Source organism: Acinetobacter sp. Marseille-Q1618, assembly GCF_902809855.1.
Taxonomy (GTDB): domain Bacteria; phylum Pseudomonadota; class Gammaproteobacteria; order Pseudomonadales; family Moraxellaceae; genus Acinetobacter.
Window position 1 is genome coordinate 340,273 of sequence record NZ_CADDWJ010000001.1, and the last position, 25,593, is coordinate 365,865.

Annotated in this window: 22 protein-coding genes and 2 tRNA genes; 15 read left to right on the forward strand and 9 right to left on the reverse strand. The window is 35.6% G+C overall.

The genetic code is table 11. The annotated features are described in order from the left end of the window. Positions 1 to 256: 256 nt before the first annotated feature. The 4 genes from HUS24_RS01580 to pyrC form a co-directional block, all read right to left on the reverse strand. Positions 257 to 1,687 (reverse strand): amino acid permease, encoded by a 1,431-nt coding sequence (locus HUS24_RS01580; RefSeq protein WP_173910311.1) that lies wholly within the window; start codon positions 1,685 to 1,687, stop codon positions 257 to 259. Between the two features lie 254 nt (positions 1,688 to 1,941). Then, a tRNA-Glu gene (locus tag HUS24_RS01585) sits at positions 1,942 to 2,017 on the reverse strand. Positions 2,018 to 2,037: 20 nt separating this feature from the next. Beyond that, positions 2,038 to 2,697, reverse strand: coding sequence for a ribonuclease T (gene rnt / locus HUS24_RS01590; protein WP_173910312.1), 660 nt, complete (start codon positions 2,695 to 2,697; stop codon positions 2,038 to 2,040). Beyond that, the gene (gene pyrC, locus HUS24_RS01595) at positions 2,682 to 3,716 is read right to left on the reverse strand and encodes a dihydroorotase (RefSeq protein WP_173910313.1); all 1,035 of its coding nucleotides are present in this window, start codon (positions 3,714 to 3,716) and stop codon (positions 2,682 to 2,684) included. The genes rnt and pyrC overlap by 16 nt, the downstream gene beginning before the upstream one ends. A 548-nt stretch (positions 3,717 to 4,264) precedes the next feature. On the opposite strand from pyrC, the gene HUS24_RS01600 reads away from it, so the two are divergent. Further along, the gene (locus tag HUS24_RS01600) at positions 4,265 to 5,290 is read left to right on the forward strand and encodes a L,D-transpeptidase (RefSeq protein WP_173910314.1); all 1,026 of its coding nucleotides are present in this window, start codon (positions 4,265 to 4,267) and stop codon (positions 5,288 to 5,290) included. Positions 5,291 to 5,419: 129 nt separating this feature from the next. Here the strand turns inward: HUS24_RS01600 and HUS24_RS01605 are convergent. From HUS24_RS01605 to HUS24_RS01620, 4 genes are all read right to left on the reverse strand, one after another. Continuing rightward, positions 5,420 to 5,495, reverse strand: a tRNA-Asn gene (locus HUS24_RS01605). A gap of 232 nt (positions 5,496 to 5,727) precedes the next feature. Continuing rightward, positions 5,728 to 7,152, reverse strand: a complete 1,425-nt coding sequence (locus tag HUS24_RS01610) for a sensor domain-containing diguanylate cyclase (RefSeq protein ID WP_173910315.1) — start codon at positions 7,150 to 7,152, stop codon at positions 5,728 to 5,730. Between the two features lie 230 nt (positions 7,153 to 7,382). After that, entirely contained in the window at positions 7,383 to 8,795 is a 1,413-nt protein-coding gene (locus HUS24_RS01615) for a GGDEF domain-containing protein (protein WP_173910316.1), read from the reverse strand. A 62-nt stretch (positions 8,796 to 8,857) separates the two neighbouring features. Then, positions 8,858 to 9,640 (reverse strand): hypothetical protein, encoded by a 783-nt coding sequence (locus HUS24_RS01620; RefSeq protein WP_173910317.1) that lies wholly within the window; start codon positions 9,638 to 9,640, stop codon positions 8,858 to 8,860. Between the two features lie 152 nt (positions 9,641 to 9,792). On the opposite strand from HUS24_RS01620, the gene HUS24_RS01625 reads away from it, so the two are divergent. The 9 genes from HUS24_RS01625 to HUS24_RS01665 all read left to right on the forward strand — a co-directional run bounded on the left by HUS24_RS01625 (position 9,793) and on the right by HUS24_RS01665 (position 19,216). Next, complete coding sequence (locus HUS24_RS01625) at positions 9,793 to 10,743, forward strand: tetratricopeptide repeat protein (protein WP_173910318.1); 951 nt, start codon at positions 9,793 to 9,795, stop codon at positions 10,741 to 10,743. Between the two features lie 130 nt (positions 10,744 to 10,873). After that, positions 10,874 to 12,895 carry an excinuclease ABC subunit UvrB gene (uvrB, locus tag HUS24_RS01630; RefSeq protein ID WP_173910319.1) on the forward strand — a complete coding sequence of 674 codons (2,022 nt, stop codon included), beginning with the start codon at positions 10,874 to 10,876 and terminating at the stop codon, positions 12,893 to 12,895. A 166-nt stretch (positions 12,896 to 13,061) separates the two neighbouring features. Continuing rightward, a complete protein-coding gene (locus HUS24_RS01635; RefSeq protein WP_254433821.1) occupies positions 13,062 to 13,604 on the forward strand; it encodes a lipocalin family protein in 543 nt (180 codons plus the stop codon). A gap of 90 nt (positions 13,605 to 13,694) precedes the next feature. Continuing rightward, positions 13,695 to 14,636, forward strand: a complete 942-nt coding sequence (gene rarD, locus HUS24_RS01640; protein WP_173910321.1) for an EamA family transporter RarD — start codon at positions 13,695 to 13,697, stop codon at positions 14,634 to 14,636. Between the two features lie 210 nt (positions 14,637 to 14,846). Continuing rightward, complete coding sequence (locus HUS24_RS01645) at positions 14,847 to 16,304, forward strand: glyceraldehyde-3-phosphate dehydrogenase (RefSeq protein ID WP_173910322.1); 1,458 nt, start codon at positions 14,847 to 14,849, stop codon at positions 16,302 to 16,304. A gap of 196 nt (positions 16,305 to 16,500) precedes the next feature. Beyond that, a complete protein-coding gene (locus HUS24_RS01650) occupies positions 16,501 to 16,959 on the forward strand; it encodes a hypothetical protein (protein WP_254433788.1) in 459 nt (152 codons plus the stop codon). 231 nt (positions 16,960 to 17,190) lie between these two features. Continuing rightward, positions 17,191 to 17,928, forward strand: a complete 738-nt coding sequence (locus HUS24_RS01655) for an MFS transporter (RefSeq protein WP_173910323.1) — start codon at positions 17,191 to 17,193, stop codon at positions 17,926 to 17,928. Between the two features lie 4 nt (positions 17,929 to 17,932). Next, the gene (locus tag HUS24_RS01660; RefSeq protein WP_173910324.1) at positions 17,933 to 18,613 is read left to right on the forward strand and encodes a hypothetical protein; all 681 of its coding nucleotides are present in this window, start codon (positions 17,933 to 17,935) and stop codon (positions 18,611 to 18,613) included. Between the two features lie 225 nt (positions 18,614 to 18,838). Further along, positions 18,839 to 19,216, forward strand: coding sequence for a helix-turn-helix domain-containing protein (locus HUS24_RS01665; RefSeq protein ID WP_173910325.1), 378 nt, complete (start codon positions 18,839 to 18,841; stop codon positions 19,214 to 19,216). Positions 19,217 to 19,239: 23 nt separating this feature from the next. Here HUS24_RS01665 and prfH read toward each other — a convergent pair whose 3' ends face one another. After that, complete coding sequence (gene prfH / locus HUS24_RS01670) at positions 19,240 to 19,830, reverse strand: peptide chain release factor H (protein ID WP_173910326.1); 591 nt, start codon at positions 19,828 to 19,830, stop codon at positions 19,240 to 19,242. A gap of 442 nt (positions 19,831 to 20,272) precedes the next feature. Between prfH and HUS24_RS01675 the strand changes: the two genes are divergently transcribed. The 5 genes from HUS24_RS01675 (at position 20,273) to HUS24_RS01695 (ending at position 25,439) form a co-directional block, all read left to right on the forward strand. Further along, complete coding sequence (locus tag HUS24_RS01675) at positions 20,273 to 21,919, forward strand: AMP-binding protein (protein ID WP_173910327.1); 1,647 nt, start codon at positions 20,273 to 20,275, stop codon at positions 21,917 to 21,919. 496 nt (positions 21,920 to 22,415) lie between these two features. Continuing rightward, positions 22,416 to 23,162 (forward strand): HesA/MoeB/ThiF family protein, encoded by a 747-nt coding sequence (locus HUS24_RS01680; protein ID WP_173911370.1) that lies wholly within the window; start codon positions 22,416 to 22,418, stop codon positions 23,160 to 23,162. A 52-nt stretch (positions 23,163 to 23,214) separates the two neighbouring features. Beyond that, positions 23,215 to 24,513, forward strand: a complete 1,299-nt coding sequence (locus HUS24_RS01685) for an AarF/ABC1/UbiB kinase family protein (RefSeq protein ID WP_173910328.1) — start codon at positions 23,215 to 23,217, stop codon at positions 24,511 to 24,513. A gap of 151 nt (positions 24,514 to 24,664) precedes the next feature. Next, a complete protein-coding gene (gene folB / locus HUS24_RS01690; protein ID WP_173910329.1) occupies positions 24,665 to 25,045 on the forward strand; it encodes a dihydroneopterin aldolase in 381 nt (126 codons plus the stop codon). Further along, entirely contained in the window at positions 25,002 to 25,439 is a 438-nt protein-coding gene (locus tag HUS24_RS01695; protein WP_173910330.1) for a 2-amino-4-hydroxy-6-hydroxymethyldihydropteridine diphosphokinase, read from the forward strand. The genes folB and HUS24_RS01695 overlap by 44 nt, the downstream gene beginning before the upstream one ends. Positions 25,440 to 25,593: the final 154 nt, after the last annotated feature.

Consider the following 25,593-nt stretch of genomic DNA (forward strand, 5'->3'; position numbering starts at 1 on the left):
GGAAGAATAAAAAACATAAACGTGCAGTCAAAGCTGCACGTTAATTTGAAACTTTTAAATACTGGCTTAAGTATTCTCAATCGCTGCTATTGTAAGCCGATCAATCCAAAATAAACATCAACATTTATGTTTTTCATCGCTTCAACGATTTATATCGGGAAAATATGCTGGCTATAACAGTGTTAATGATTTTTTAACGAATATAAAAAAGAGCAGATGAAAATCTGCTCTCTATGATTTAGCTATTTAATTCAACTTAATCTGATGATGGTAATTTGTCTTTATATAAATAAGCATAACTTGCATAACAACACGCAATAAAAATCAGACAGCAAACAAAACCCACAATCATATCAGGATCAAAAACCATACTGATACAGGTAATAAAACAGAAAATAAAACCAAGTATAGGAACAATAGGGAATAGGGGTGCTGAAAAAGCAAGTTCTTCTTTACGATGCCCTGCCTTATACCATTCTCTACGGAAATTAAACTGACTCCAGCAAATACTCATCCACACTACAACCATAGTGAAAGCAGCCACACCTAAAAGATTCTTGAAAATAGTTTCGGGTGCAAATTGCTCTGACAATAACCCTGGCAATGCACCTAGCATGGTCACCATCACTGCAATATACGGAATGCCACGTTTATTTAATTTGGAAAATACAGTCGGCAATTGTTTTTTTGCGGAAAGTGACCACATCATCCGTGAGGCAGCGAACAAGCCTGAATTTGCCGCAGATAATAATGCTGTAATGATCACAAAACGAATAATATCTTCAGCATAAGGAATACCGATATGATTAAAAACCGTCACAAAAGGACTACTACTTACACCTTCAGCATCTAACCCTGCCATTTCATGCGGTAACAGCGCACTTATGACAATAATAGTTCCTACAAAGAAAATAAGTAAACGCCAAATCGCTGTATTAATTGCTTTAGGTACATTCTTCGCAGGATCTTTGGTTTCACCTGCAGCAACACCGATTAATTCTGTGCCAGAAAATGCAAAATTCACAATCAACATGGTAGTGAAAATCGGCACTAAACCATTAGGAAACCAACCATTTGCAGTTAAATTACTAAATAATGGCGCAGTGCTATAACCTTCATAATTGATGATGCCAAAAATCGCCAATAAACCTAATAAAATAAAAGCAACAACAGTGACAACTTTAACCAAAGATAGCCAAAACTCAGACTCAGCAAACCAGCGTGTAGAACTCATATTGAGCCCAAAGACCACCGCGGCAAAAATAATCGTCCATAACCACATCGAGATATGCGGAAACCATTCTTGCATCAACAATGCAGCGGCAGTAAATTCTGTTCCCAGCGTTGCAGACCATGTCAGCCAATATAACCAAGTCACGGTATAACCTGTTGCTGGACCAATATATTTGTGTGCATAGGTTCCAAAAGAACCAGATTCAGGCATATGTACCGCAAGCTCACCCAAGCACAGCATGACCATATAGGCGACAATACCACCTAAAATATAGGAAATAATGGCACCAATCGGCCCAGTTTGTGAAATGACTTCACCTGAACCTAAAAATAAGCCAGTACCAATTGCACCACCGAGTGAAATCATCACAAGATGTCGTGTACTCATTGCACGTTTTAATGGCGCAGAATTCCCTTGGGATTGGGCATCATGCTGAGTAGGAGATGACTGCATAAAACTAATTCAGCTAAATAAGAAGCGCAACATTGTAGGTGTTATTGATGCAGAGTTCAAAGAAGAATTGATAAACTAAATACAATTGTCATATTTAAATTGTATGATTAAACGTTAATGACTTTTTAGTTCAGGAAATAAGGCTTGGATGAAAGAATATATTGAATGATGTAAGCTAAAATAAATGAATAAAATCGTAAAAATGAATATAAAAATCAGAATGGACAATTGAATTTATAATAATAGAATATATATGGCGACCCTACGGGGATTCGAACCCCGGTTACCGCCGTGAAAGGGCGATGTCCTAGGCCTCTAGACGATAGGGTCGTATAGAAGATGGCGCTATCTTATTGATCCGCCATCAAAGTGTCAAGTAGATGAGGGGAGAGTTTGTTCAAAATATAGCAAAACAGTTCTGCTGTCTTTTGCGTATCGTATAAAGCCGAGTGAGCTTCTTTACCATCAAACTCAATACCAGCTTGAATACATGACTTTGCTAATACTGTTTGTCCAAACATAACCGCACTCAAAGTGACCGTATCAAATACAGAAAAACTATGAAATGGGTTTTGATTTTTAGTTCCAGTACGAGCAATAGCTGCTTTAAGAAAACCTAAATCAAAATGTGCATTATGTCCAACCAAAACCGCATGCGTACAGTGTTGCTGACGACGAACTTCATTTACGGCTTTAAAAATACGCTTTAATGCTGACTTTTCATCTTCTGCCATCGCAATACGCATAGGGTTTGATGGGTCAATACCGATAAACTCTAATGAGCGACGATCTAAATTAGCACCTTCAAATGGATTGATATGCGCATGATATGCATCACCGGGTACAAATTTTCCTTCAGCATCATAAATAATTGGAATACAGGCAATTTCAAGTAAAGCATCTGTATCCGCATTAAAGCCCGCAGTTTCAACATCAACAACTACAGGTAAAAAACCACGAAATCGTTGAGCAATTGTAGGCTGTATTTCAGTTGTCACACTTTTCTCCATTGAATGGTCTTACCCGCATACAACGGAATAATTTTTTCGCCATCCAAGTAGTCAAAACTTTCAGGAATTACTTGTTCTTCTTTAATCAGCGTAATGGTTTCAGTATTACGTGGCAGACCATAGAAGTCAGCACCAAAGTGACTTGCAAAACCTTCTAAACGCTCAATTTTACCAATTTGGTCAAATGCTTGCGCATACAGTTCAATCGCCGTTGGTGCACTATAGCAACCCGCACAACCACATGCATTTTCTTTGGCATTTTTAGAGTGAGGCGCACTATCCGTTCCTAAGAAAAACTTAGGGTTACCACTGGTGGCAACTTCTAACAATGTTTGTTGATGTACTTGACGCTTTAAAATCGGTAAACAATAAAAATGAGGTTTAATACCACCAACCAGCATATCATTACGATTAAATAATAAATGTTGTGGCGTAATAGTTGCAGCGACATTACGATCTTGTTCAAGTACAAAATGCGCAGCTTCACTGGTGGTGATATGTTCTAAAACTAATTTTAACTTTGGAAATTGTCTTAAAAGTGGTGCTAAAACTTCATCTAAGAAACGTTTTTCACGATCAAAAATATCGACATGATTGTGTGTTACTTCACCATGCAATAACAACGGCACTTGATGCTCTTCAAGTTGCTCGATGACTGCATAAACTTTACGGATGTCACTTACACCATTGTCTGAGTTCGTAGTTGCACCCGCAGGATACAACTTAATCGCATTGACGTAGGCTGAATCTTTTATTTTTTTAACTTCTGCTGGCTCAGTGTGATCAGTAAAATACAACACCATACGAGGATCAAAAGATACACCTTCTGGTACATGTGCCATGATACGTTCACGATATGCCAATGCTTCCTCAACTGTTTTTACAGGAGGAACAAGATTCGGCATACAAATCGCTCGAGCGAATTGTTGAGCTAAATCAGGAACAGTTCGTTTTAATGCAAGTCCATCACGAAGATGAGCGTGCCAATCATCGGGCTGAAGCAGAGTAATCGTGTTCAAGGCAATTCTTACTGAAAAATAAAGTAGATGATAATCTATTCCTACTAAAATGGTAACCGCTATTTTAAACTTAGCTGCCAGCAAAATTATTCTATTCGCTAAAATGCTACTTTTTAATCAAAATTTAACGCTTAAAATAAATTTAAATGGCGATATAGCAAGCTTATAAAATCAGCATGTGCATAAACTTCGCATGAGAAATAAATATATTTTGATTCTAAATCATTTAATTTAAATATTTATTAAACATCGCTTGAATTTTTAATTATCTTCTAAAAAAAGAAATAATAGATTCACTTTCTATTAAATAAAGTGTTAAATTTGTCACGATTTTAGAGGAGGATTCAGTTTGTCTGAATATTGTACTATATTTAATTTTTAGTATAATTAACAAGCTGAAATTAAATAAATATTTAAATTATATTTGCTTTTTTAATAAAGCATATGATCTTGATTGGGTATTTTAAAAAATCAATTGTATACGCTATATGTAGCGAGCTCACAGTTTATTTTTTAATATTTAGAATGAGATGAATAGAGAGTTAAAAATGCGCAAAATTGTGCCATTCATCATGTTATTTACATGCTTCACTATTTTTAATCCATCCGCTTATGCGACAGTGAATAAAACTGCCAGTGATGAGAAAAAAACCACACAAGCTAAAGCACCAGTGAGCTGGAGCAAAGAGGCAATGAATAATGCTGTCTGGTCAGCGCAATTAGCACGTGGACAATATCCTGCTTATGCGCGAGCACAAGTAATGCTTAATAATTTACATGCTTCTCCAGGACCCATTGATGCAAAAAGTGGAAAAAATTTTTTAAAAGCCATTTCTGCATATCAGCAAATGAATGGTTTGGAGATCACTGGTGTTTTAAATCAGGCAACTTGGAACAGTTTAGTTGCTCAACAAAAACAAGCTGCTTTTACTGAATACACGATTACTGCACAAGATTTAAAAGGACCTTTTGCAAAAAGTATTCCTCGGAACTATGCCTTACAAGCAAAAATGAAAGGTTTGTACTACACTCGAATTACGGAGATGTTAGGTGAAAAATTTCATATAGATGAAGAATTTCTACGACAAATCAACCCAAAAACCAATTTTAATAAAGTTGGTCAAATCATTATTGTGCCTAATGTACGCAATGATTTATCCGATGATATTACTTTAATTGTGGCGCATAAAGGTGCTCGTCAGCTTTATTTATTTAACCATTTGAATCAGTTGGTGGGTTCTTTTCCTGCAACGATTGGTGGAGCAAATACGCCTTCACCAAAAGGCACACATAAAGTCGTGAAAGTCGCTGCAAATCCATATTATGGTTATTCACCTAAAAACTTTGTACAAGGTAGTAATAAAAAACCTTTAACTTTACCGCCAGGCCCAAATGGTCCAGTCGGAAATATGTGGATTGCCTTGAGTAAACCTTCTTTTGGGATTCATGGAACCCCTAATCCTTCACTCATTTCTAAAACTGCATCACATGGTTGTATCCGTTTAACCAATTGGGATGCCAATGATTTAGGGCGAAAAGTAAAGGAAGGTGCTGTGGTTAAATTCTTAGAATGATAATTTAAATTAAATCGACAAATAGAGGTGATAGAAATACCTCTATTTTCTGATTTTGAAGATTAATGTGAAGTAATAAAAGTGTTTAAAAGAAAAAAACCCACTCATCAAGAGTGGGTTTTTAGAATTTGGCTCTCCAACCTGGGCTCGAACCAGGGACCTGCGGATTAACAGTCCGTCGCTCTACCGACTGAGCTATTGGAGAATCTGGAACGCATTTTATTGATGCAATGGTCTTTGGTCAAGGAAAAAATACAGTATTTATCTTAAGTTTTGTTTGTTTGATAAATATTTGAGCATTTTAATATGTTTTATAAAAACAGCATGATGATGCATAATTTAAAAAGAAGATATGCAAAAGCTTACAGATATTTAATTTAAACAATTAACAAACTTTTCTTGTCAATTTTTAATGAGAGGTTGACTGTATTTAAATTCTATAGATCATAAAAATCTTGCTTTTTTTGATACATCATTTGATCAGCTCGCTTTAACATTTGTTCAATACTTTCATTGGCTTGGGTAGTTGCTTGTCCTATAGCTAAATGAATCGGTTGTGAGGCATAGTACTGATTGTCAATATTCAATAACTCTTCAATCGTTAACTTTAAGTTATCTACCGCTTTCTCATCAGCACCTGTCATTAAAATCACAAACTCATCGCCACCTATTCGAGATGCTGAAAAGGTTGTATTAGAAATCGCACGATTTAAAATATTACCAATACGGCGCAGTAGTTCATCGCCAACATCATGTCCAAATTGATCATTGGTAAACTTTAAGCCATTCATATCAATAAAAATCGCAGAGGTGGGACGGACTAAACTACGTTCTAAACGATTAATTTCTTCCGTATAAAATGAGCGGTTGGTCAGTTTGGTCAGCACATCATGTTTACCAAGATACTCCAAATAACTTTCTGCTTTTTTGCGGGCTGTGATATCTGTGAGCGCAAGTTGAACTAACCCCCAATCCTGTTCATAACCTGGAAAAACAGTAAATTGAAGCAGCACATGACGAACTGAACCATCTAGCGCATAATTAATTGCTTCACGTTGATGGTGAATATTTCCATTCCATAAATCAATTAATTGTTCACGAAATGTTTGTTGCATTTCTTTCGGTAAAATTTTATGTAAGTTTTTAAATAAAGTTTCTTTATTGGATGCTTTAAATAAATCTAAAGTAGCTTGATTAACATCAAGTAAAATAATGTCATCTACGCATTGTTGAATAAAATCTGCATGTACATCTAAAAAAGTGACAAAATCTTCAATGCCCATTGCACGTAATTGGTCAAGGCGCAATTTTACGCGACTAAAATCTTCTACCCATAATGACGTAGGAGAATAAATAAAACGAGATTCTGCCAAACGACGATTTTTTTCTTCAAGACGACACGCATTTTGATAATCACTGATATCTTCAGTGGTTAATAATACTTGAGATAAATCATGTTGTGCTTCAGGTAATACAACTCCCCTCAGTTTAATATCTAATTTTTTACCTGAAAGGGTATAGTTGGTGGTTGTACTCGAAAATTCTGTTTCACCTTGCCATAAAGCAACCAATTCAGAAATATGTGATTGAAACATTTCTTGTTGAAAAATGAGATGTAGATTTTCACATAAATGTGTCTGATCTTGGGCTTCAAATATCTCTAAAGTTTTAGGATTTACTTTTAAAATCTTAATCTTATGTGCACACTCTGTGACACGATTTAAATCTTCTTCTAAAAATTTTTTTAAATCGGTGATGCCCTGACTTTTCCAAAGTTCAAATTGTTTTTTGACATCACTATAATCTTCTAACCACATTGGAATAGGAGAGAGCTCAAAAATTGATGATGCTAAAGTCTCCATTATATATTCCTAATAATTTAGTGGCTAAGATTGAATAATAAGGCGAAATATATCATTAATTATAATGTGATAGCAAAGAACTTTAATAGATAAAATGAAATTTAATTCACATATTTTAATAATATATAATTTATATTGAATAATTTAATTTTTATAGAAATTATCTTTATAGGATATTATTCACTTAATTTATTTAGTATAAAATAAGTAGCTATTCCTAGTTTTTCATTTTAAGAATGAAAGTTCTGATAATACTGATTTTTTTGTTCATACATTTCTAAGTCAGTTAAACGAATTAGATTCTCTAAATCAGGTTCTGAATCGGTACAACCTACACCAGCAGAAACTTGGATGATAGTCCGATTCGGCTTCTGATTTTCTTGGTGAATATAACTTTGTATTTGTTCTAATAATTGATATGCCAAGGTTGCCGTAGCGTGCGGCATTAGAATTACAAACTCATCGCCACCTATTCGGGACACAGAATAAGCAGTATTGGCAGTTGCTTTACGTAAAATATGGGCAAAACGTTTTAATAATAAATCACCATAGTGATGACCTTTTATATCATTAATATTTTTTAGACCATTAATATCCAAATAAATACAAGATATTGGCAAAACAGCTTCATTTTGTAGTCTTTTAACTTCTGCATTAAAAAAATTACGGTTAAATAATTGGGTTAATTCATCATGATGACTGATATATTTTAAGTAATTTTCAAACTGTTTACGTGCGGTAAAATCCGTATAAGCAATCTGTACAGTATCCCATGTTTGATGAGCATTGGGAAAGATCATCAGTTGTTCACGTACATGCAGAGGATGTGCATCTAAGGTTATATACTCACAATCTCTTTCCAAATGTTGATGCCCTTGCCATAAATATAACAATTCATCTTTAAAATATTGGTTATTATTTTCATTAAATAATGATGTAACATTCTGATAAAAATTTTGTTTATCTCGTGCTTTAAATAAATTTAATAAAGCTTGATTGACATCAATAGAACGAATGCTTTGAAAACAACGTGAAAGAAAACTTGGATTTTGTTGCAGATAAAGTGCTAAATCCTGAATACCTTGATTTTGTAACTCAGTAAATAAAATTTTAATCGCACTATAATCTTTCACCCAAAGTGCAGTCGGTGAGTGAATAAATAAAGACTCTGCAAAACGCCGTGCATTTTGATAATCGGAAATATTTTCAGTGGTGAGCAGTAAACGTTCCCAACTGTCCTCATAGCCCGGCATAAAGCTTGCTCTAAGTTGAGTATCAATCTGCTTACCTTTACAGGTATAGTTGATAGATGGGCAGATGTATTGCGGAGCATTGTTCCATAAAGCCATAAAAAAATGTACTTTTTCAAGGCTAATTTTTTCTGCATGCATACGTGAAAAACTGGCTAATATTTCCTCTAAATCAGCAGCCTCATATAGATCAAGGGTACTTTGATTGACCTGAATAGTTTTTATGACCAGCAAACAAGCTTGCAAACGCTCAGGATCTTCTAATAAATACTGTTCTAAATCTTGAACACCTTCATTTATCCATTGTTGGAATATTTTTTTAACCGCACTAAAGTCCTGAATCCACATTGGCATAGGAGACAAATTAAAAATAGATAAATCGAACTCTCCCATCAGCAAATCCCTTTATGTTTATGTGGTTGCGCATGATCCATATCAGAACGCATTCAATGAAACTATTTTTTTGCTCGATTGGCAGCCCTAGGTGGCATAATTTCCCTTTGTCCTTGCCAAGCTTCTATAAAATCATGCTCATTCATAGTATACAACTCTAAGATCGCTAAAATCACTCCGCCTAAAGTTTTAGTCGCATCAGTTTGAATATCGAGCTGTAATACGTCTTTATTTTTTAATGTATTTAAAATATCAGTTATTTCATAACTACGATCTCGCCCATTACTGTCGGTTGGATACATAGGCGTATTAATTACAATTTTCGCTAAACTTTTTTCAGCTTCATTTAAATCCAAAGCTTGTATGCTTTGAGAAAGATCTTCACTAAAAATGACCGCTTCTTGAATGAAAGACTGTAGTAAATGCTGTGTAAGTTTCGGTAAGGTTTTTTCGACAAAAGGACGGAAAGAAGCAGGGAAAATCACATTATGTGAAATACCTTTAAACATCGGTGCAATTTCTTCAACTTTATAGCCTGCAACGCCACAGCCAACAGCAGTGACAAAGTATTTAGTTTTAGGATGGTTTTTTGTATAAATTTTAAAATCATCGACATAATGTTGGATCTGTGACAACGGCATTTGTTGTAAATGCTCGTTCATGGTTGGAATCGCAAAACTTTGACCTGACCAGCCACGCCCAACACCTTTCATCGCGCCAAAGTGCAAAAGCGCAATTTTTGCTGCACCGCCTTGATGCGTACCTGCCATATTACTCCCAAAAACGAAAACCGTATCTTCTGGTAAGTTTTTAACAATACTTTCATCATGATATTGGTAAGTCATTTTGCTACGATTCCATAATATGGCTTTGCTTCATGTTGCAATTGAATTTGGCAATGGTCAAGTCAAATTGTGCAGGATTATTGCATCCATATTTATGGACATTATTCAAGATATTCATTTAAGATAAAGCGATATAAATTGAGAACTTAAAAATGACAATACAGTATCCAATCAAATACCAAAATAGTCCAGAAAAATTATGCGCTGTTGGGGATGTTATTATTTTTTATTCACATTCACGACCTTATGCTATACCTGCACAAATTGTTGAATTCAAAAATAAGTTTGAAATAGGAGAAACGCTTGTTTCAAATAACATTGAACAGTTGCTGGAAGTTGGTACTTTAAAGTCAGATCGAAATATGTTGATATTGAGAATTGAAAATGATGAGAATATTTTAATTCATTTTAATCAGATTATTGAAAAAAATGAACGTTTTGACTATATTAGTCATGAGCATCTAGAAACAGGATTGAATTTTAAACAGCTATGTGAAAACTACTTAAAATCTCGTGTAGATTTTGATGCAGAAGCTTGTTACCAATTGGGCTTATGGAATTTTATTGGCTTGATTCATGATCAGGATTTAACTCAAGCGAAACAGCTATGGGAAAATGCGACTGATAAGGGACATTTAATTGCACCATGCTATTTAGCTGAAATGTTTTATTCAGAGGCACAAGATATTGAAGGAAAAAAATTCTATATTGATTTGTTAGAAATGAGTGCAACGCGTGGCTATGCAATTGCTCAATATTCATTAGGTTATTTTTATTCAGAAGCATCGCAACAGGATTTTACGAAAGCGATTTATTGGTATGAGAAAGCAGCTGCGCAAAATTATGCTCAGGCTCAATGTAATTTAGCAGATAAATATGAACATGGATTGGGTGTTGTAAAAGACTATGCGAAAGCCATTCAATTATATCAACAAGCTGCTGAGCAAAACATTGCTGAAGCAATGTATTCACTTGCGAATATGATTCTAAATGAAAAAGGTCTAATCAAAAATATTGATCTTGCGAAAGCATACCTCATGAAAGCGATCGAATTGAAGTATGAACCTGCGCAATATTTGCTGACTCAGATCGATGAAGCGTGAAATATAAGGTGTATAAGAGCTTAGCCTAAAAAATAAAATCTTTAGACAAAAGAGTCTAGCTAGCATATTGCATAAACAGACTTTGCCTCCATAATAAATATATTCTTATATTTAATGCCGAAGTATTTATATGCAAGATGGTCAACCTTTTGAGCTGGTCACCCATTATCAACCTGCGGGGGATCAACCACAAGCGATTGAAAAGTTAGTGAATGGGGTCAATAAAGGCTATCACGATCAACTTTTGTTAGGCGTTACAGGTTCAGGTAAAACCTATACTATGGCGAATGTGATTGCGCAAACACAACGTCCGACCATTATCATGGCACATAATAAAACTTTAGCTGCCCAGCTTTATGGCGAATTTAAAGCATTTTTTCCCAACAATGCAGTGGAATATTTCGTCAGTTATTATGATTATTATCAGCCTGAAGCCTATGTGCCATCTTCAGATACATTTATCGAAAAAGATTCTTCGATCAATGATCATATTGACCAAATGCGACTTTCGGCAACACGTGCATTATTAGAACGTCGTGATGCGATTATTGTTGCTTCAGTCTCTGCGATTTATGGTCTGGGTGATCCCAATGCATATATGAGTATGTTATTGCATGTGGTACAAGGTGATCGAGTTGCCCGTGATGACATTATTCGTCGTTTGGTAGAAATGCAATATACTCGCAATGAACTGGAATTTTTACGTGGTACATATCGTATTCGTGGCGAAATTTTGGATATTTTCCCTGCCGAATCAGATCAATATGCGATCCGCATTGAACTCTTTGATGATGAAGTAGATTCGATCCGTTGGTTTGATCCTTTAACAGGGAAAATGATCCGCAAAGTGCCACGTGTGACCATTTATCCTAAAAGTCACTATGTAACCCCTAAAGATAATTTACAGCGTGCGATTGGTACGATTCGTGAAGAGCTGGCAGAGCGTTTAGTCTTTTTCAAAGAACATGACAAATTGTTGGAAGCACAGCGCATAGAGCAGCGTACTCGTTATGATTTAGAAATGATGCAGCAGTTGGGTTATACCAACGGTATTGAAAACTATTCACGCCATTTGTCTGGGCGACCTGCGGGCGAAGCGCCACCGACGTTATTTGATTATATTCCTGATGATGCTTTGTTAATTATTGATGAATCGCATGTGACTGTGCCGCAAATTGGCGCAATGTATAAAGGTGACCGTTCTCGTAAAGAAAACTTAGTTAATTATGGTTTTCGTTTGCCAAGTGCATTGGATAATCGTCCAATGAAATTTGAAGAATGGGAAAGAATCGTACCTACTACGATTTATGTTAGTGCAACACCTGCAAAATATGAGCTAGAAAAATCGGAACAAGTTGCAGAACAAGTGGTGCGCCCAACAGGTTTGGTTGACCCTGAAATTGAAATCCGCCCAGTTTTAACCCAAGTTGATGATGTATTGTCAGAAATTAATATTCGTAAGGAATTGAATGAAAGGGTATTGGTGACGACTTTAACTAAACGCATGGCCGAAGACTTAACTTCATATTTAAAAGAATATGGTATTAAAGTTGCCTATTTACATTCTGATATTGATACTGTTGAGCGAGTGAAAATTATTCATGAGTTGCGTACAGGCGTACATGATGTTTTAGTCGGAATTAACCTGTTACGTGAAGGTTTAGACATGCCAGAAGTGTCTTTGGTGGCTATTTTGGATGCAGACAAAGAGGGCTTTTTACGTTCAGAACGCTCACTTATTCAGACCATTGGTCGTGCAGCACGAAATGTCAAAGGGAGAGCAATTTTATATGCGGATCGAATTACTGACTCGATGCAAAAAGCCATAGATGAAACTGAACGTCGTCGCAATAAACAAATTCAGTTTAATCAAGAGCATGGTATTGTTCCTCGAAGTGCTGTTCGTCAAGCCATTAAAGAAATTGATACAGGTGAAGTGTTGGATGATGATCAAATTGATGAAAAAATCATCGATCAAGCACGTGTCATGAGTGCGGATGAGCAACACTTATTGTCAAATCCAAAATTACTGGCGAAACATATTTCTAAACTTGAAAAAGAAATGTTAAAAGCATCGAAAGAGTTACAGTTTGAGCAAGCAGCTCGGATTCGTGATGAAATTCTGCGTTTTAAAGCGTTAATGTTACAATAGTTGCACCAAACCAAGCTTAGATCGTAAATTATATGGAGTTAAAAGATACATAAATCTACAATTTAAGCTTAAATTTATGATTATTTTAATAATTATAAGTTCGAATAGTGAGGGTAATGTGAGTCTAATCAAAAAAATACCCACAATGAGGAATAAAAATAGCCAAATGCTTGGTCGGGGCATTTTGTTTTTGGGATTAGCAGTGAGTACTCAACTCTATGCGCAGGATCGTTCGCTCGCCACTGTGCCACATGTAGAACTGGATAAATATCTTGGGCTTTGGTATGAGATTGCGCGTAAACCATTATATTTTCAAAGAGAATGTCAAAAAGACGTAACTGCACGTTATACCATTAATGAATATGGCAATGTTGCTGTGGACAATCGTTGTATTGATGGGCTGGGGAATGAATTACGCTCTTTGGGAGAAGGGTTTATTAGTAATGAGCCATATAATTCAAAAATAAAAGTGAGTTTTTTACCAGAAGCTGTGCGTTGGATGCCGTTTGGACGAGGTGATTATTGGATTTTAAAAGTCGATCCACAATATCAAATGGCTTTAGTAGGTGAACCAAAACGTAAGTATTTATGGGTGTTGTCACGTAGTCCACATCCTGATGAACAAAAAGTCAAAGAATATCTACGCTATGCTCAAACCTTAGGTTTTAGTACAAAAGATATGATTCGTTCTGAACAGACTGAGCCTTAGTTGTTTTGAAAATTATTTATACTTGAATTTTCAAATATATTTGCATAATTATGCTTATAATACCTCGATAAAATGATCTAGAGGTGACAGATGTTTAAAGGTGTAGCATTATCCGTTTTGGCATCGATCACTTTTGGGGTTTTATATTTTTATACACAATTTCTACAGGTTTTTGATAGCCAACAAACTTTTGGTTGGCGCATTATTTCGACCCTACCATTCTTAACATTATTTATGTTCTATAGTGGTGATTGGGTGCATGTCAAAGCTATTTTTCAGCGTATTTTAGAAAAGCCTGGATTATTTCTAATCCTCATTATTACCTCCGCCTTAACATGTTTTCAGCTCTGGATATTTTTATGGGGGCCGATGAATGGGCGTGGCTTACAAGTATCTTTAGGTTACTTTTTATTGCCTCTATTTTTAGTGTTGATGGGCAGCATCTTCTTTAAAGAGAAATTATCTAAATTACAAATGTTGGCTGTCTTGTGTGCTGCATCAGGTGTAGCACATGAGATTTGGCGCTTAGGCAGTATCGCATGGGAAACGATGGCTGTTGCAATCGGTTATTCATTGTATTTTTTAATTCGAAAGCATATTCAAACGGATAACTTAGGTGGTTTTTGGTGGGATATTTTGATTTGTATACCAGTGGCGATCTATTTTGTGCAAATGGGCAATGCGCCTTTTGCCTTGTTTACCGAGAATAGCTATTTGTGGTTGGTGGTTGCAGGACTGGGTTTGCTGAGTGCCATAGGTTTAGGCAGTTATATTTTAGCAAGTCGCTATTTACCCATGATACTTTTTGGTTTGCTGAGTTATTTAGAGCCTGTGCTTTTGGCATTGGCATCTTTAGCATTGGGAGAAAATATTAACCAAGATGAATGGCTGACTTATATTCCGATTTGGTGTGCAGTGGGAATTTTAGTGGTTGAAGGTATTTTACATTTGTACGCACAAAAACGTAATGCACAAAACTTAATCAGAAATGTTGAAAATGTCCAACAACGTATCGAAAAAAATCAACCTTAAATGTGTGCTCAAAACAGATTTAAATATGTGATTTGATGATTAAGAGTAGAAATCATCAAAATAATTATGACTATTTTGTAATTTTATAATGAATATACAATAAAAAGTACTTTGCTAGGTCAGCTTTCGATTCATTCTTAGAAAGAATTCCATTACAATATTGGGGTTTTTAAACTAAGTCTAGATATACATAAAATAGAGGACGTATCTGTGAGCAAAGACACTATCATCGCCCTACACGCAGAGCATCAAGGTCGTTGGAAAAACCGTGAAGAAATCGCGGAACGTATGATTGCTTTAATCGGACAATTATACCGTGAAAAAAATATTGTCACTTCTGTTTACGGTCGTTCTTTAGTGAACCGTTCGGTGATTCAAATCTTAAAAACACATCGCCGTACACGTGTATTAGATGTTGAACTTTCAGTTGTTCATACTTTCCCTATTTTAGAAGCTTTGGCGAAAATAGAAAATATCGGTTCTGCTGAAGTAGACTTAGGTAAACTTGCAGTTGAATTTAAAGAAAAAGGTGGCGACGTTGATGCATTTGTTGCAAATGCAGTGCAATCTTTAGCTGGTAATGCTGCATCTGTAGAGCATAAAGATGTTGTACTTTACGGTTTTGGTCGTATTGGTCGTATCCTTGCGCGTTTAATCATTAGCCAATCTGGTTTGGGTCGTGGTTTAAACTTAAAAGCAATCGTGGTTCGTAAATCATCTGATGGTGACTTAGAAAAGCGTGCGTCTTTATTACGTCGTGACTCGATTCATGGTCCATTTGCAGGCACGATTTCTGTAGATGAAGAAAATGAAGCGATCATTGCAAATGGTAACTTTATCAAAGTGATCTATGCATCTAGCCCAGCTGAAGTGGATTACACTGCGTACGGTATCGAAAATGCATTAGTGATCGATAACACGGGTAAATGGCGTGACAATGACGGTCTTGCGCAACACTTACAATGCCCAGGCGCTGCACGTGTAATCTTGACTGCACCTGGTAAAGGTGACATGAAGAACGTTGTATTTGGTGTGAACCAAGCTGACATTTTAGATGAAGATAAAATCATCTCTGCTGCAAGCTGCACAACCAACGCAATTACACCAACTTTAAAAGTATTGCATGACAAATATACAGTGATCAATGGTCACGTTGAAACAGTTCACTCATTCACCAATGACCAGAACTTAATCGACAACTACCATAAAGCAGACCGCCGTGGTCGTGCTGCAACATTGAATATGGTGATCACTGAAACTGGTGCTGCAAAAGCAGTTGCAAAAGCACTGCCAGCACTTCAAGGTAAATTAACAGGTAACTCTGTACGTGTACCTACACCAAACGTATCTTTAGCTATTTTGAACCTTACATTAGGTCAAGATGTTGATCGTGAAGAAGTGAACGAATACATTCGTCAAATCTCAATCAACTCTAACCTTCAAGGTCAAATCGGTTATACCAACTCGACTGAAGTGGTATCTTCTGACTTTATCGGTTCACGTACTGCGGGTGTATTTGATGCGCAAGCAACAATCACTTCAGGCAACCGTTTAACTGCTTATGTTTGGTACGATAACGAAGTGGGTTATAGCTGCCAAGTATTGCGTATCGCTGAACAAATGGGTGGCGTAAGCTATCCAAAAGTTCCTGCTGAAACAACTGCTTAATTTACAGTCATTTCGGTAAAAAAGAGCTTCAATCGAAGCTCTTTTTTGTTTTACAGCAAATTTGAGATATTTTATTAAATTCTTAGAGTAATCGATTCAAGTAAAATTCGAATAATTCCTGATTTATAGATAGCTATATTTAATTAATAAATTGATTTTTAATAAAATTTTTAGAAACTTGTATTGGGCAGAAAATATGATCAAAATAAACATTTTATGTGCATTTTTATTATTTGCTTCATTTTCAGTGAAAGCTAATACATTAGAATTACGTCCGTTATTAAAAGATCGATTTGAGGAAAATTGCGCAATTCGTCCGCAATATGACTTTCATAATCAAAATACTGATCTAATCGCTCCCTTGAAACTCTATACGACTAAATCTAAATATATTGATAAGCAAGCCTATGTTTCTAGCATTTATGATTTAAAGAATGTCACTTATTCAGAAATACCTGTTCGGAAAATCAAATTTATTTTTGGTCATTTGGCGCAACAATATAATCAATATCTTTATTTAGACTTAAGTACAGTAAAGGCTAAAAAGCAATTTTCAAAACTCAAATTCAAGCAAAATCAGAAAAATACTGGCTTGAGTGTAGCGTTTAGTAAGAATATTGCGATTGTGCAGTGCTATTGGTTAGAGCAGTTTTGACGAGGTTCGATGTTGAATTTTTAGTAGTTTAATTTTTAAAAAAGTTCTTCATAATTATATTCTCTCTATTGATTAAAATAGATAAAAATCTATTGTTGATATAAAAATGAATCAATGTGGCTCAAAGTTTGAAAAAAATAGACAGTTGTCGAACATAAATATACGTTAATAGTGTCACATTAAGGTTAGAATAGGTGCATTAAAACAAGTAGATAATTCAAGGATAGTGCATTGCAAGTTAAGAAATTAGTGATTGGTTTAAGCTTTATCATTTTTGCAGCAATTTGTGGTGTGCTGATTGCGATATGGGTATTTAAACATTTTAATATTTATATACCTCTTGAAAATCAATCTGTAAGTATTGATTTAAAAGAACCTTTACAAGCTAAAGTAAAAATTCATGAAGCTTTAGATGTAGATGTTACAGGACGAGTCAATGCTGAAATTCCAATTCATGAAAATTTGAATTTACCCATAACCCAAGCACTTACTCCACATGTATATTTTGATAATCTTGTTCCAATTCAGACTGTCATCCCAGTACAAGAAGTGTTGAAAATCGATCAAAATATGCCGATTGATACCAAAGTACAAGTCAGAGTGATGGGCAAAGATATTACTTTACCATTGAAAGGTATTATTCCGATTAAAATGGAAGTGCCGATAAATTTACAAGTTCCACTCAATCAACGTGTACATTTAAAATTTGATGCGCCTGTTAGAGCCGTACTTAAAGAAAATTTAAAGATTCCTTTAAATGCAACCTTAAAAACCAATATTCCAATTCAAGGGCATTTAAATGTACCGATTAAATCTAGTTTGGATGCGACAGTAGATGTGCAAAATACACTACCTGTAAAAATTCAAAAGGGTGATTTAAAAATACCATTGAATAGCATTAAATTGTCTAAAAACGAAAATGAAATCCAAGATCAAGCGAGTTCTACGCCTCAGAAAGTGAAGGAGTAAAACGATGGCTGTCTTTCATTCTGTTAGAAATTTAATGATTAGCTTTATTTTGGTTGTTTTATTGGTTGCAGTTTTGTTTTGGCTTTATTTGAATGTTCAAGCATCCATGCAAGTTTCAGCACAAAATGCCGAGATACAATTGTCAGATTCTCTACCAACTCAAATCCATGTAGGTAACTATTTGGAAACACAAGCAGTTGGAAATTTAGACACAGAGTTAAATATCGAACGTAAATTAAATCTGCCTTTAAAAGGTCGTTATCCTGCTGATTTGGCTTTTGTTGTGGAGACCCCCATTTCTGTAGATATTGACTATCAAACCAGCATTAAAATTAATACCATCATGCCATTGGATGCAGATACAGACTTAATTTATAAGAATAAACTTCTGCCAAAATTTCCGATTAAAGTTGATATTCCTGTGCAACTGGATGTGCCGTTTCACTTAAAACGTACCTATCAATTGCCGATTAAAATTATGTTTAGTGGTCCTGTTCAATTTGAGTTTGATGATATTTTGAATGTCTATGTAAAGCATAAATTTAAGCCGACACTGAATATTAATGATCCAATCACCATGAAAAAAATTGCTAAGTTTAATGCCACCATGTACAACCGTGAGCGTCAATCATTAGCAGATTTAGGTTTACAGATTGATTTACCTGTAAAAAATATTCATCCTTAATTATATAACCATCATGTAAATAATCATGAATTAAAAACGCTTAACTTTGATCTTGAATGCTTATGCTTTTAGGCTCAATGAAATGTGCTCATTAATTGTTTTGATGATCGATGACAGCTTTGGGTTGTATGTTTTTTACACTTGATGCTATGATCTTAAAATCAATACTAACAAATTGTAAGTACATAGCTAGAAGTTAGCTATTTACCTAAAAGAGAGATTTTGATGAGTACATATGCAACCAGCAAATTAATTGGTCAGGTGCTGTCGAGTGAATGTCCTTCACGCCAAATACTAGAACATATCACCAGTAAGTGGGCGGTATTGATTCTGAAAAGTTTAAGCGAAGGGGTATTGCGTTTTAGTGAATTGCGACAAAAGATTGAAGGTGTAAGTGAAAAAATGTTAGCGCAAACACTAAAAACCTTAGAACAGGACGGTTTTATTTTAAGAACAGTCTATCCAGAAGTTCCGCCAAAGGTTGAATATCAGTTAACATTTTTAGGTGCGCAAGCGGCTGAAAAGTTGAATTATTTAATCACTTGGATTGAGCGTAATTTGCCTGAAATTTTAGAGAATAAACAAAATATTGTAAAAGTTTAAAGATACTGAACTGATATAAATGCTTATTTTTTGAAAGATCGAACAGCATTTCCTCTTTCAACGAGCGCATGTTGTAAGTGTTGTGTTTGTTTCTGATTTTCTTTTACATTTTCAGCTTGTTGTTGAAGTTTAAGGGCTATTAATTCTTTCGCTAAGCGCTTGTTGGCATGTTGACTACGCTCAGACATGACTTTAACGCTAATGCCTGATGCTATATGCGTGGCATGAATCGCAGAATCTGTTGTATTCACATGTTGTCCACCTGCACCCGATGCACGACATGCTTGAAAAATAATTGTATCATCATTGGGGAGTTGCGATGTTTGCTCAAGTTGCGTCACACCAACAAACCAATTTTTGCGTTTATGGTTTGGACGAATTTTACTTTGAAATGTCCATTGAATTGTGCCTAGCCAAGTATTTAGCCAAACTTGTGCATCTTCAGGAACATTACATAAAATAGAAGAATAGCCGTATTGCGTTGTATTCGCTTCAATAATTTCTAAATTGATTTGCTGGGTTTTGGCTTCTTTTTGCATTTCTTGAAGTGTGTATTTTACCGCGAGTTCACATTCAGCAGGCCCAAGTGCGGCACTAATTTGTAGTAGAGGCAAATATATTTCCTTTCTATATTAGGATTAGGTATTTTTACTTTCTAATTTTAAATTTCAGCGTATTGAAATTATATGAAATTTTGTCTTTGCAAAGTATATCGTTAAACTTGGCTCAGTTCAAATATGCTTCAATTTAATGATTTATAGTAAGTTAGTTTAGTATTGTTTAAGAATTAAAAATTGATCTTTAAAAATTTTATTATGCACTTTTGGATCGTCTTAAAAAACATATCCAACTTGTGCATTATTCATTTATGCAGCAGATGTGATTTTTGTTGTCCAAAAACTGCATGTGGATTGCGGTGTTTGGAAATTGTCCAAGAATTTTATTCATGATTATCTATAGACATCTTAAGAAATGTTCAATGAATGAACTTTCAAAACAATAATCTAAAAATTCTAGGCAAAATATTTTTGCGCAAAGGATAGAGGAATACAGGTCATGAAGACATTAGAACAAGCACATCAAGAGTTTGATTTTGAAAAATTAATTGTTGAACAATTGGTAGGAAATGCACATGCTATCAATGCCTATGAAGAATGCTGTGGTCGTTATGTCGGCTTAAATCGCGTGGCTTTGATTTGGCAAGGAAAAAATGCAGAATCTGAACAATGGACATTTGAGCAACTGGCTGAAGCTTCAGGGAAATTAGCCAATTACTTTAGCAGTATCGGCATTCAAACAGGCGATTGCATCGCAGGATTATTGCCACGTACACCTGAATTGCTGATTACGATTTTAGCAACTTGGCGTATCGGTGCGATCTATCAGCCATTATTTACGGCTTTTGAATCCAAAGCGATTGAACATCGTCTTGAAACTGCGAACACTCAATTGGTCGTAACCAATCAAGAGCAACGAGTCAAACTCAATAATATCGAAGTTAATGGTATTTTAACGGTTTATCAGGACGCAGATGGAAAAAAACTAGACCCTGATTTTTGGCAAGAACTGGAAAAGCAATCTGAGCAATGTGCGCCAGTCGCACTGACTTTTGCTGATGATTTTTTAATGATGTTTACTTCAGGGACGACAGGCTTAGCAAAATCAGTGCCTGTACCTTTAAAAGCTGTGGTGGCATTTAAAGAATATATGCGTCATGTGGTGGGCTTGACTGAGCAAGATTCATTTTGGAATTTGGCAGACCCTGGTTGGGCGTATGGTTTGTATTATGGTATTGCAGGCCCCTTAGCTTTAGGGCATAGCATTATTATGGATGAGCGTGCGTTCAGCGTAGATCACGCTCTTGAGATTATTAAAAAATACAAAGTGAGTAATCTGACAGGATCACCAACAGCATTTCGTATGTTCTTTGGCTTTAAAGAAAAATTTGATGATTCGATTAAAACACATTTACGAGTCGTCAGTAGTGCAGGAGAGCCATTAACACCAGAAGTCATTCATTGGTTTAAACATGACTTAAATGTCAATATTTTTGATCAATATGGACAAACTGAACTAGGAATGGTGATTGGCAACCATCATGCACTTGCTCATCCGATCAAAGTAGGTTCAGCAGGTTTTGCCAATCCAGGACATCGCTTTGCAGTATTAAATCAAAACCATGAAGAAGTTGAGCGTGGGGGTATTGGTACACTGGCAATAGACTTTTCACAATCTCCTTTAACATGGTTTAAAGGTTATGGTGGTCATAATCGTAAGTCATTTGTAGGAAATTACTATTTAACTGGAGATACCGTTAAACTCAACGAATTCGGTGGGGTAGATTTTGTTGGTCGTGCTGACGATGTCATTACAACCTCAGGCTATCGAGTTGGGCCTTTTGATGTAGAAAGTACACTTTTAGAATGTGCTGAGGTTTTAGAGTCTGCGGTGATTGGAAAGCCTGACCCTGAACGCACTGAGATTGTAAAAGCATTTGTGGTACTTAAACCACAAGCTGCGGCATCAGAAGACTTGGCAACACGCTTACAAGAATATGTCCGTTCTCGTTTATCTAAACATTCATACCCAAGAGAAATTGAGTTTGTTGAGTATTTACCAAAAACCTCAAGTGGAAAAATCCAACGTAATTTATTAAAACAGCAGGAAATTGCAAAATTACAAGGTATCCAACAAGCAGGTTAAATGGTTACAGTCTGTCTCTTTGCACCCGAAAGGGTGCTTTTTTTTAGAGAATCATCGTAACTTAATCAGTCTTTGACCGAATTTAAAACTTAATGTGGAAATTGCAAACCACATTTTACACATTCAGCAATGTGTAGATGTTGTATTTCGTATTCAACAAAATGATGTTTACAGAATAATTGTTTAAATGCTTTAAACACTTGCCACTTACTCCTAACTAAAAGATAAAAAGATCCTGCGCCTATTTAAAAGTTAAATAAGCTGACTGTAGTTGGGTTGAATGGTTGTATTATAAAATAAATTAAAAATATATTCAAATTTCAATGATTTAAATTTACTATTTCTGTTTTTAAGCTATTTTTTAAGCATCTGTGAAGTTAAATCTCCTTAGAAGCGAAGATCAATTATAATATTTGTGAATATATACAGATTATTGGGATAGGAAACGCCTGTGACAACAGCAGCTGCACTAGATTTAGAGTTGAATGAGGCTGAAATGCAGCTTTATTCACGTCAAATTCTGCTTGATGGTTGGGATATTGAAGCGCAAGAAAAATTAAAATTAGCCAATATTTTGATCGTTGGTTGTGGTGGGATTGGTTGCACAACTGCCGAATTGCTTGCACGTGCTGGTGTGGGGAAGATTACGCTTATAGATGCAGATACAGTGGAAGTCAGTAATTTACAAAGACAAATCGCTTATACAGCACAGGATATTGGTTTTTATAAAGCTGAAATCTTAGCGAAAAGGTTAGGTCTGATTAACCCATTTATACAAGTTGAAAGTTTGACAGAAAAATTAGATGAGCAAAATGTCCAATACTTGATCACACAACAAGATTTGGTGTTAGATGGTTGTGATAATTTCTCAACACGGTATTTGGTCAATCAATACTGTACACAAAATAATGTTGCCTTAATCAGTGCATCAGCCATCGGTTTTCAAGGGCAACTGTTTATGGTGGCAGAACATTCAGCATGTTATGAGTGTCTATTTCCTAAAGAAAATCATGAAAATGAAAGTTTACGTTGTGCGGATTCAGGGGTGCTGGCAACCACACCCAATGTGATGGCGAGTTTGCAAGCGCATCATGCTTTATTGTATTTAGGCTTAAATCAGACGCCTTTAAAACAAAAATTACTTATTTGGGATGGCTTAACAATGAAACAACGAATTTTAGTCTTTGGAAAAGATCAAGATTGTGCAAACTGTCAGGCAAGTCATACTGCAAGGACTATATAATTTGCTAAACTTGGCTTAATTTATTGCCATTATTTACTTTGTATTTGACATCATGAAAAATAATATATTTTTAGACGGGCTGCGCTCCGTTGCCCGTGTGGGTGAAACGGCAGTCATCGCAGCCAAAGCAGGCATCAAGTATGCCACTGAAAAACCAAGCAATGCCAAATTGATGCGAGAAACTTTTGAGTCTTTAGGTTCAACCTATATAAAACTCGGTCAATTTGTTGCCAGCACACCTTCGTTATTTCCACGTGAATATGTTGAGGAATTTCAAGGCTGTTTAGATCAGACACCGTATTTGCCGTTTAGTTATGTACAAGGTGTTTTAGAGCAAGAATTTGCAGGACGGGACTTGTCAGAAATTTTTGCCTCTATCGAAGAAACGCCATTGGCGTCCGCATCAATTGCACAAGTGCATGCAGCAAAACTTGTCACTGGTGAAGATGTGGTGATCAAAGTACAAAAACCAGGCGTAGAAACCATTTTATATACTGATTTAAATGTCCTGCATTGGGCAACAAAGTTGCTTGAAAAAGCAGTACCGAAAGTTAAATTTGCATCATTGGCTGATATTGTTGATGAAATCAAAACCCGTATGGTGCGTGAAGTTGATTTTATTGAAGAAGCTAAAAACCTAGATGATTTTGTCAATTATTTGAATGTTTCACAGAACCAAGCAGCAACAGCACCTAAAGTTTATCATCAGTATTCAACTCGCCGTGTACTCACCATGCAGCGTTTGTATGGCGTGCCATTAACTGACTTTGAAGTGGTTAAAAAAGTAGCCAAAGATCCTTCACAGGTTTTAATTACGGCCATGAATACATGGTTTGGTAGTTTAATGATGTGTGAAAGTTTCCATGCCGATCTGCATGCAGGCAATCTGATGTTGCTTGAAGATGGACGAGTAGGATTTATTGACTTTGGCATTGTGGGACAGCTAAATCCGCAAGTGTGGACAGCATGTATTGCATTTATGGATGCCTTACAACATACCAACTATCAATTGATGGCTGAAAACATGCTGAAAATGGGTATGACGGATAAGAAAATTGATACCAAAGTGTTGGCAGATGATTTAGAGCGTCTGTTTAGTGGTGTATTACTCGCTGATCCTCAGCAAATCATGACGTCTAATCCATCTGATTTAAATGACATTATGCTAGATATGGTCGCAGTCGGTGAGCGTCATGGTATCCGTTTCCCACGTGATTTTGCCTTGCTGTTTAAGCAAATGTTGTATTTTGATCGTTTTATGCGTGTATTAGCGCCATATACCGATATTTATGCTGACCAACGTTTGCAAATGGTGCAAAATCTTGATCCTGCAACCTTATTAAAGCAGTGATTTGTTTATCATTTTTATAAAGTGAAATACCTTCTCTTCTTATGAACTAGCCTTCCTTACTTAAAAAAGGGGAGCTTTTGTAGAGCATATAAGAATGTTGCAGAATTCCCCTTTTAAAAGGGGAGTTTAAAGTGATTTAAAGGAAATATTCATGGACGCAATTATCATTGAAGGTTTAAAAGTCGATACTGTGGTTGGATGCTTTAATTGGGAGCGCCAAATTATTCAACCTCTTATGTTAGATTTGACCATACACACTGCTTTGGAACAGGCTTCAAATTCTGATGAGCTTGAAGATACGCTGAATTATGCAGAAATTTGTGAAATTTCAGCCAAAGTTATTCAAGATGCTGCCCCAAAATTAATCGAACATGCAGCTAAATTGGTTGTGAATGCACTTTTTACTACCTTTCCTGCAATTGAATCTATTATGATTAGCATCCGTAAGCCTGCAATCATCCCGCAAGCAAATTCTGTAGGAATTCGTCTTGAACGACACCGCAACGATTTTCGCCCTCGCACTGGCGAGTAATCACCAACCAAAACAACATCTTAAAAATGCTTTTGCACAAATTTCAGATTTGGGTGAGGTGACATTTTCTAAAATTTATTTGATTCCTTGTCGAGATCATATCGGCGAGGATTATTGGAATGCGGCATGTTTGTTACGAAGTGATCTCACGCTTGATGCTATAACAACCTTGTTAAAAAAAATGGAATTAGATTCAGGTCGTGTACGTCCATCACATCATATTTCTTTAGATATTGATTTGATTGCTTGGGGACAAGATTTAAACGATATGCATTTTAATCCTAAAAAACTGCCTTTGGCTTTGGATGTGAAAATCCCCCTGTATGATATTTGGCAACATGAGATGTTGTTACATCCCCAGCATGCTTTTCCTCAGGTGAGTTGTCAAAATTAAATAATTCTGAGCATAGGCGAAATTTTTTATTCTTAAAAATAACTTAATAGTTTAGTATTTTATTTAAAATATCTTTTTGTATTTAAAATAATTTTTACAAGTCCCAGTTTTTGATCTATGATTTGATAGCTCTATTTAAATTCAAACTTTTAAC

Excerpts from the sequence above, each read along its gene's own strand:
- HUS24_RS01580 (WP_173910311.1), bottom strand. The coding sequence starts at position 1,687 with ATGCAGTCATCTCCTACTCAGCATGATGCCCAATCCCAAGGGAATTCT.
- rnt (WP_173910312.1), bottom strand. The coding sequence starts at position 2,697 with ATGGAGAAAAGTGTGACAACTGAAATACAGCCTACAATTGCTCAACGA.
- HUS24_RS01600 (WP_173910314.1), top strand. The coding sequence starts at position 4,265 with ATGCGCAAAATTGTGCCATTCATCATGTTATTTACATGCTTCACTATT.
- HUS24_RS01610 (WP_173910315.1), bottom strand. The coding sequence starts at position 7,152 with ATGGAGACTTTAGCATCATCAATTTTTGAGCTCTCTCCTATTCCAATG.
- HUS24_RS01615 (WP_173910316.1), bottom strand. The coding sequence starts at position 8,795 with ATGGGAGAGTTCGATTTATCTATTTTTAATTTGTCTCCTATGCCAATG.
- HUS24_RS01620 (WP_173910317.1), bottom strand. The coding sequence starts at position 9,640 with ATGACTTACCAATATCATGATGAAAGTATTGTTAAAAACTTACCAGAA.
- HUS24_RS01625 (WP_173910318.1), top strand. The coding sequence starts at position 9,793 with ATGACAATACAGTATCCAATCAAATACCAAAATAGTCCAGAAAAATTA.
- uvrB (WP_173910319.1), top strand. The coding sequence starts at position 10,874 with ATGCAAGATGGTCAACCTTTTGAGCTGGTCACCCATTATCAACCTGCG.
- HUS24_RS01635 (WP_254433821.1), top strand. The coding sequence starts at position 13,062 with ATGCTTGGTCGGGGCATTTTGTTTTTGGGATTAGCAGTGAGTACTCAA.
- rarD (WP_173910321.1), top strand. The coding sequence starts at position 13,695 with ATGTTTAAAGGTGTAGCATTATCCGTTTTGGCATCGATCACTTTTGGG.
- HUS24_RS01650 (WP_254433788.1), top strand. The coding sequence starts at position 16,501 with ATGATCAAAATAAACATTTTATGTGCATTTTTATTATTTGCTTCATTT.
- HUS24_RS01660 (WP_173910324.1), top strand. The coding sequence starts at position 17,933 with ATGGCTGTCTTTCATTCTGTTAGAAATTTAATGATTAGCTTTATTTTG.
- HUS24_RS01665 (WP_173910325.1), top strand. The coding sequence starts at position 18,839 with ATGAGTACATATGCAACCAGCAAATTAATTGGTCAGGTGCTGTCGAGT.
- HUS24_RS01675 (WP_173910327.1), top strand. The coding sequence starts at position 20,273 with ATGAAGACATTAGAACAAGCACATCAAGAGTTTGATTTTGAAAAATTA.
- HUS24_RS01680 (WP_173911370.1), top strand. The coding sequence starts at position 22,416 with ATGCAGCTTTATTCACGTCAAATTCTGCTTGATGGTTGGGATATTGAA.
- HUS24_RS01685 (WP_173910328.1), top strand. The coding sequence starts at position 23,215 with ATGAAAAATAATATATTTTTAGACGGGCTGCGCTCCGTTGCCCGTGTG.
- folB (WP_173910329.1), top strand. The coding sequence starts at position 24,665 with ATGGACGCAATTATCATTGAAGGTTTAAAAGTCGATACTGTGGTTGGA.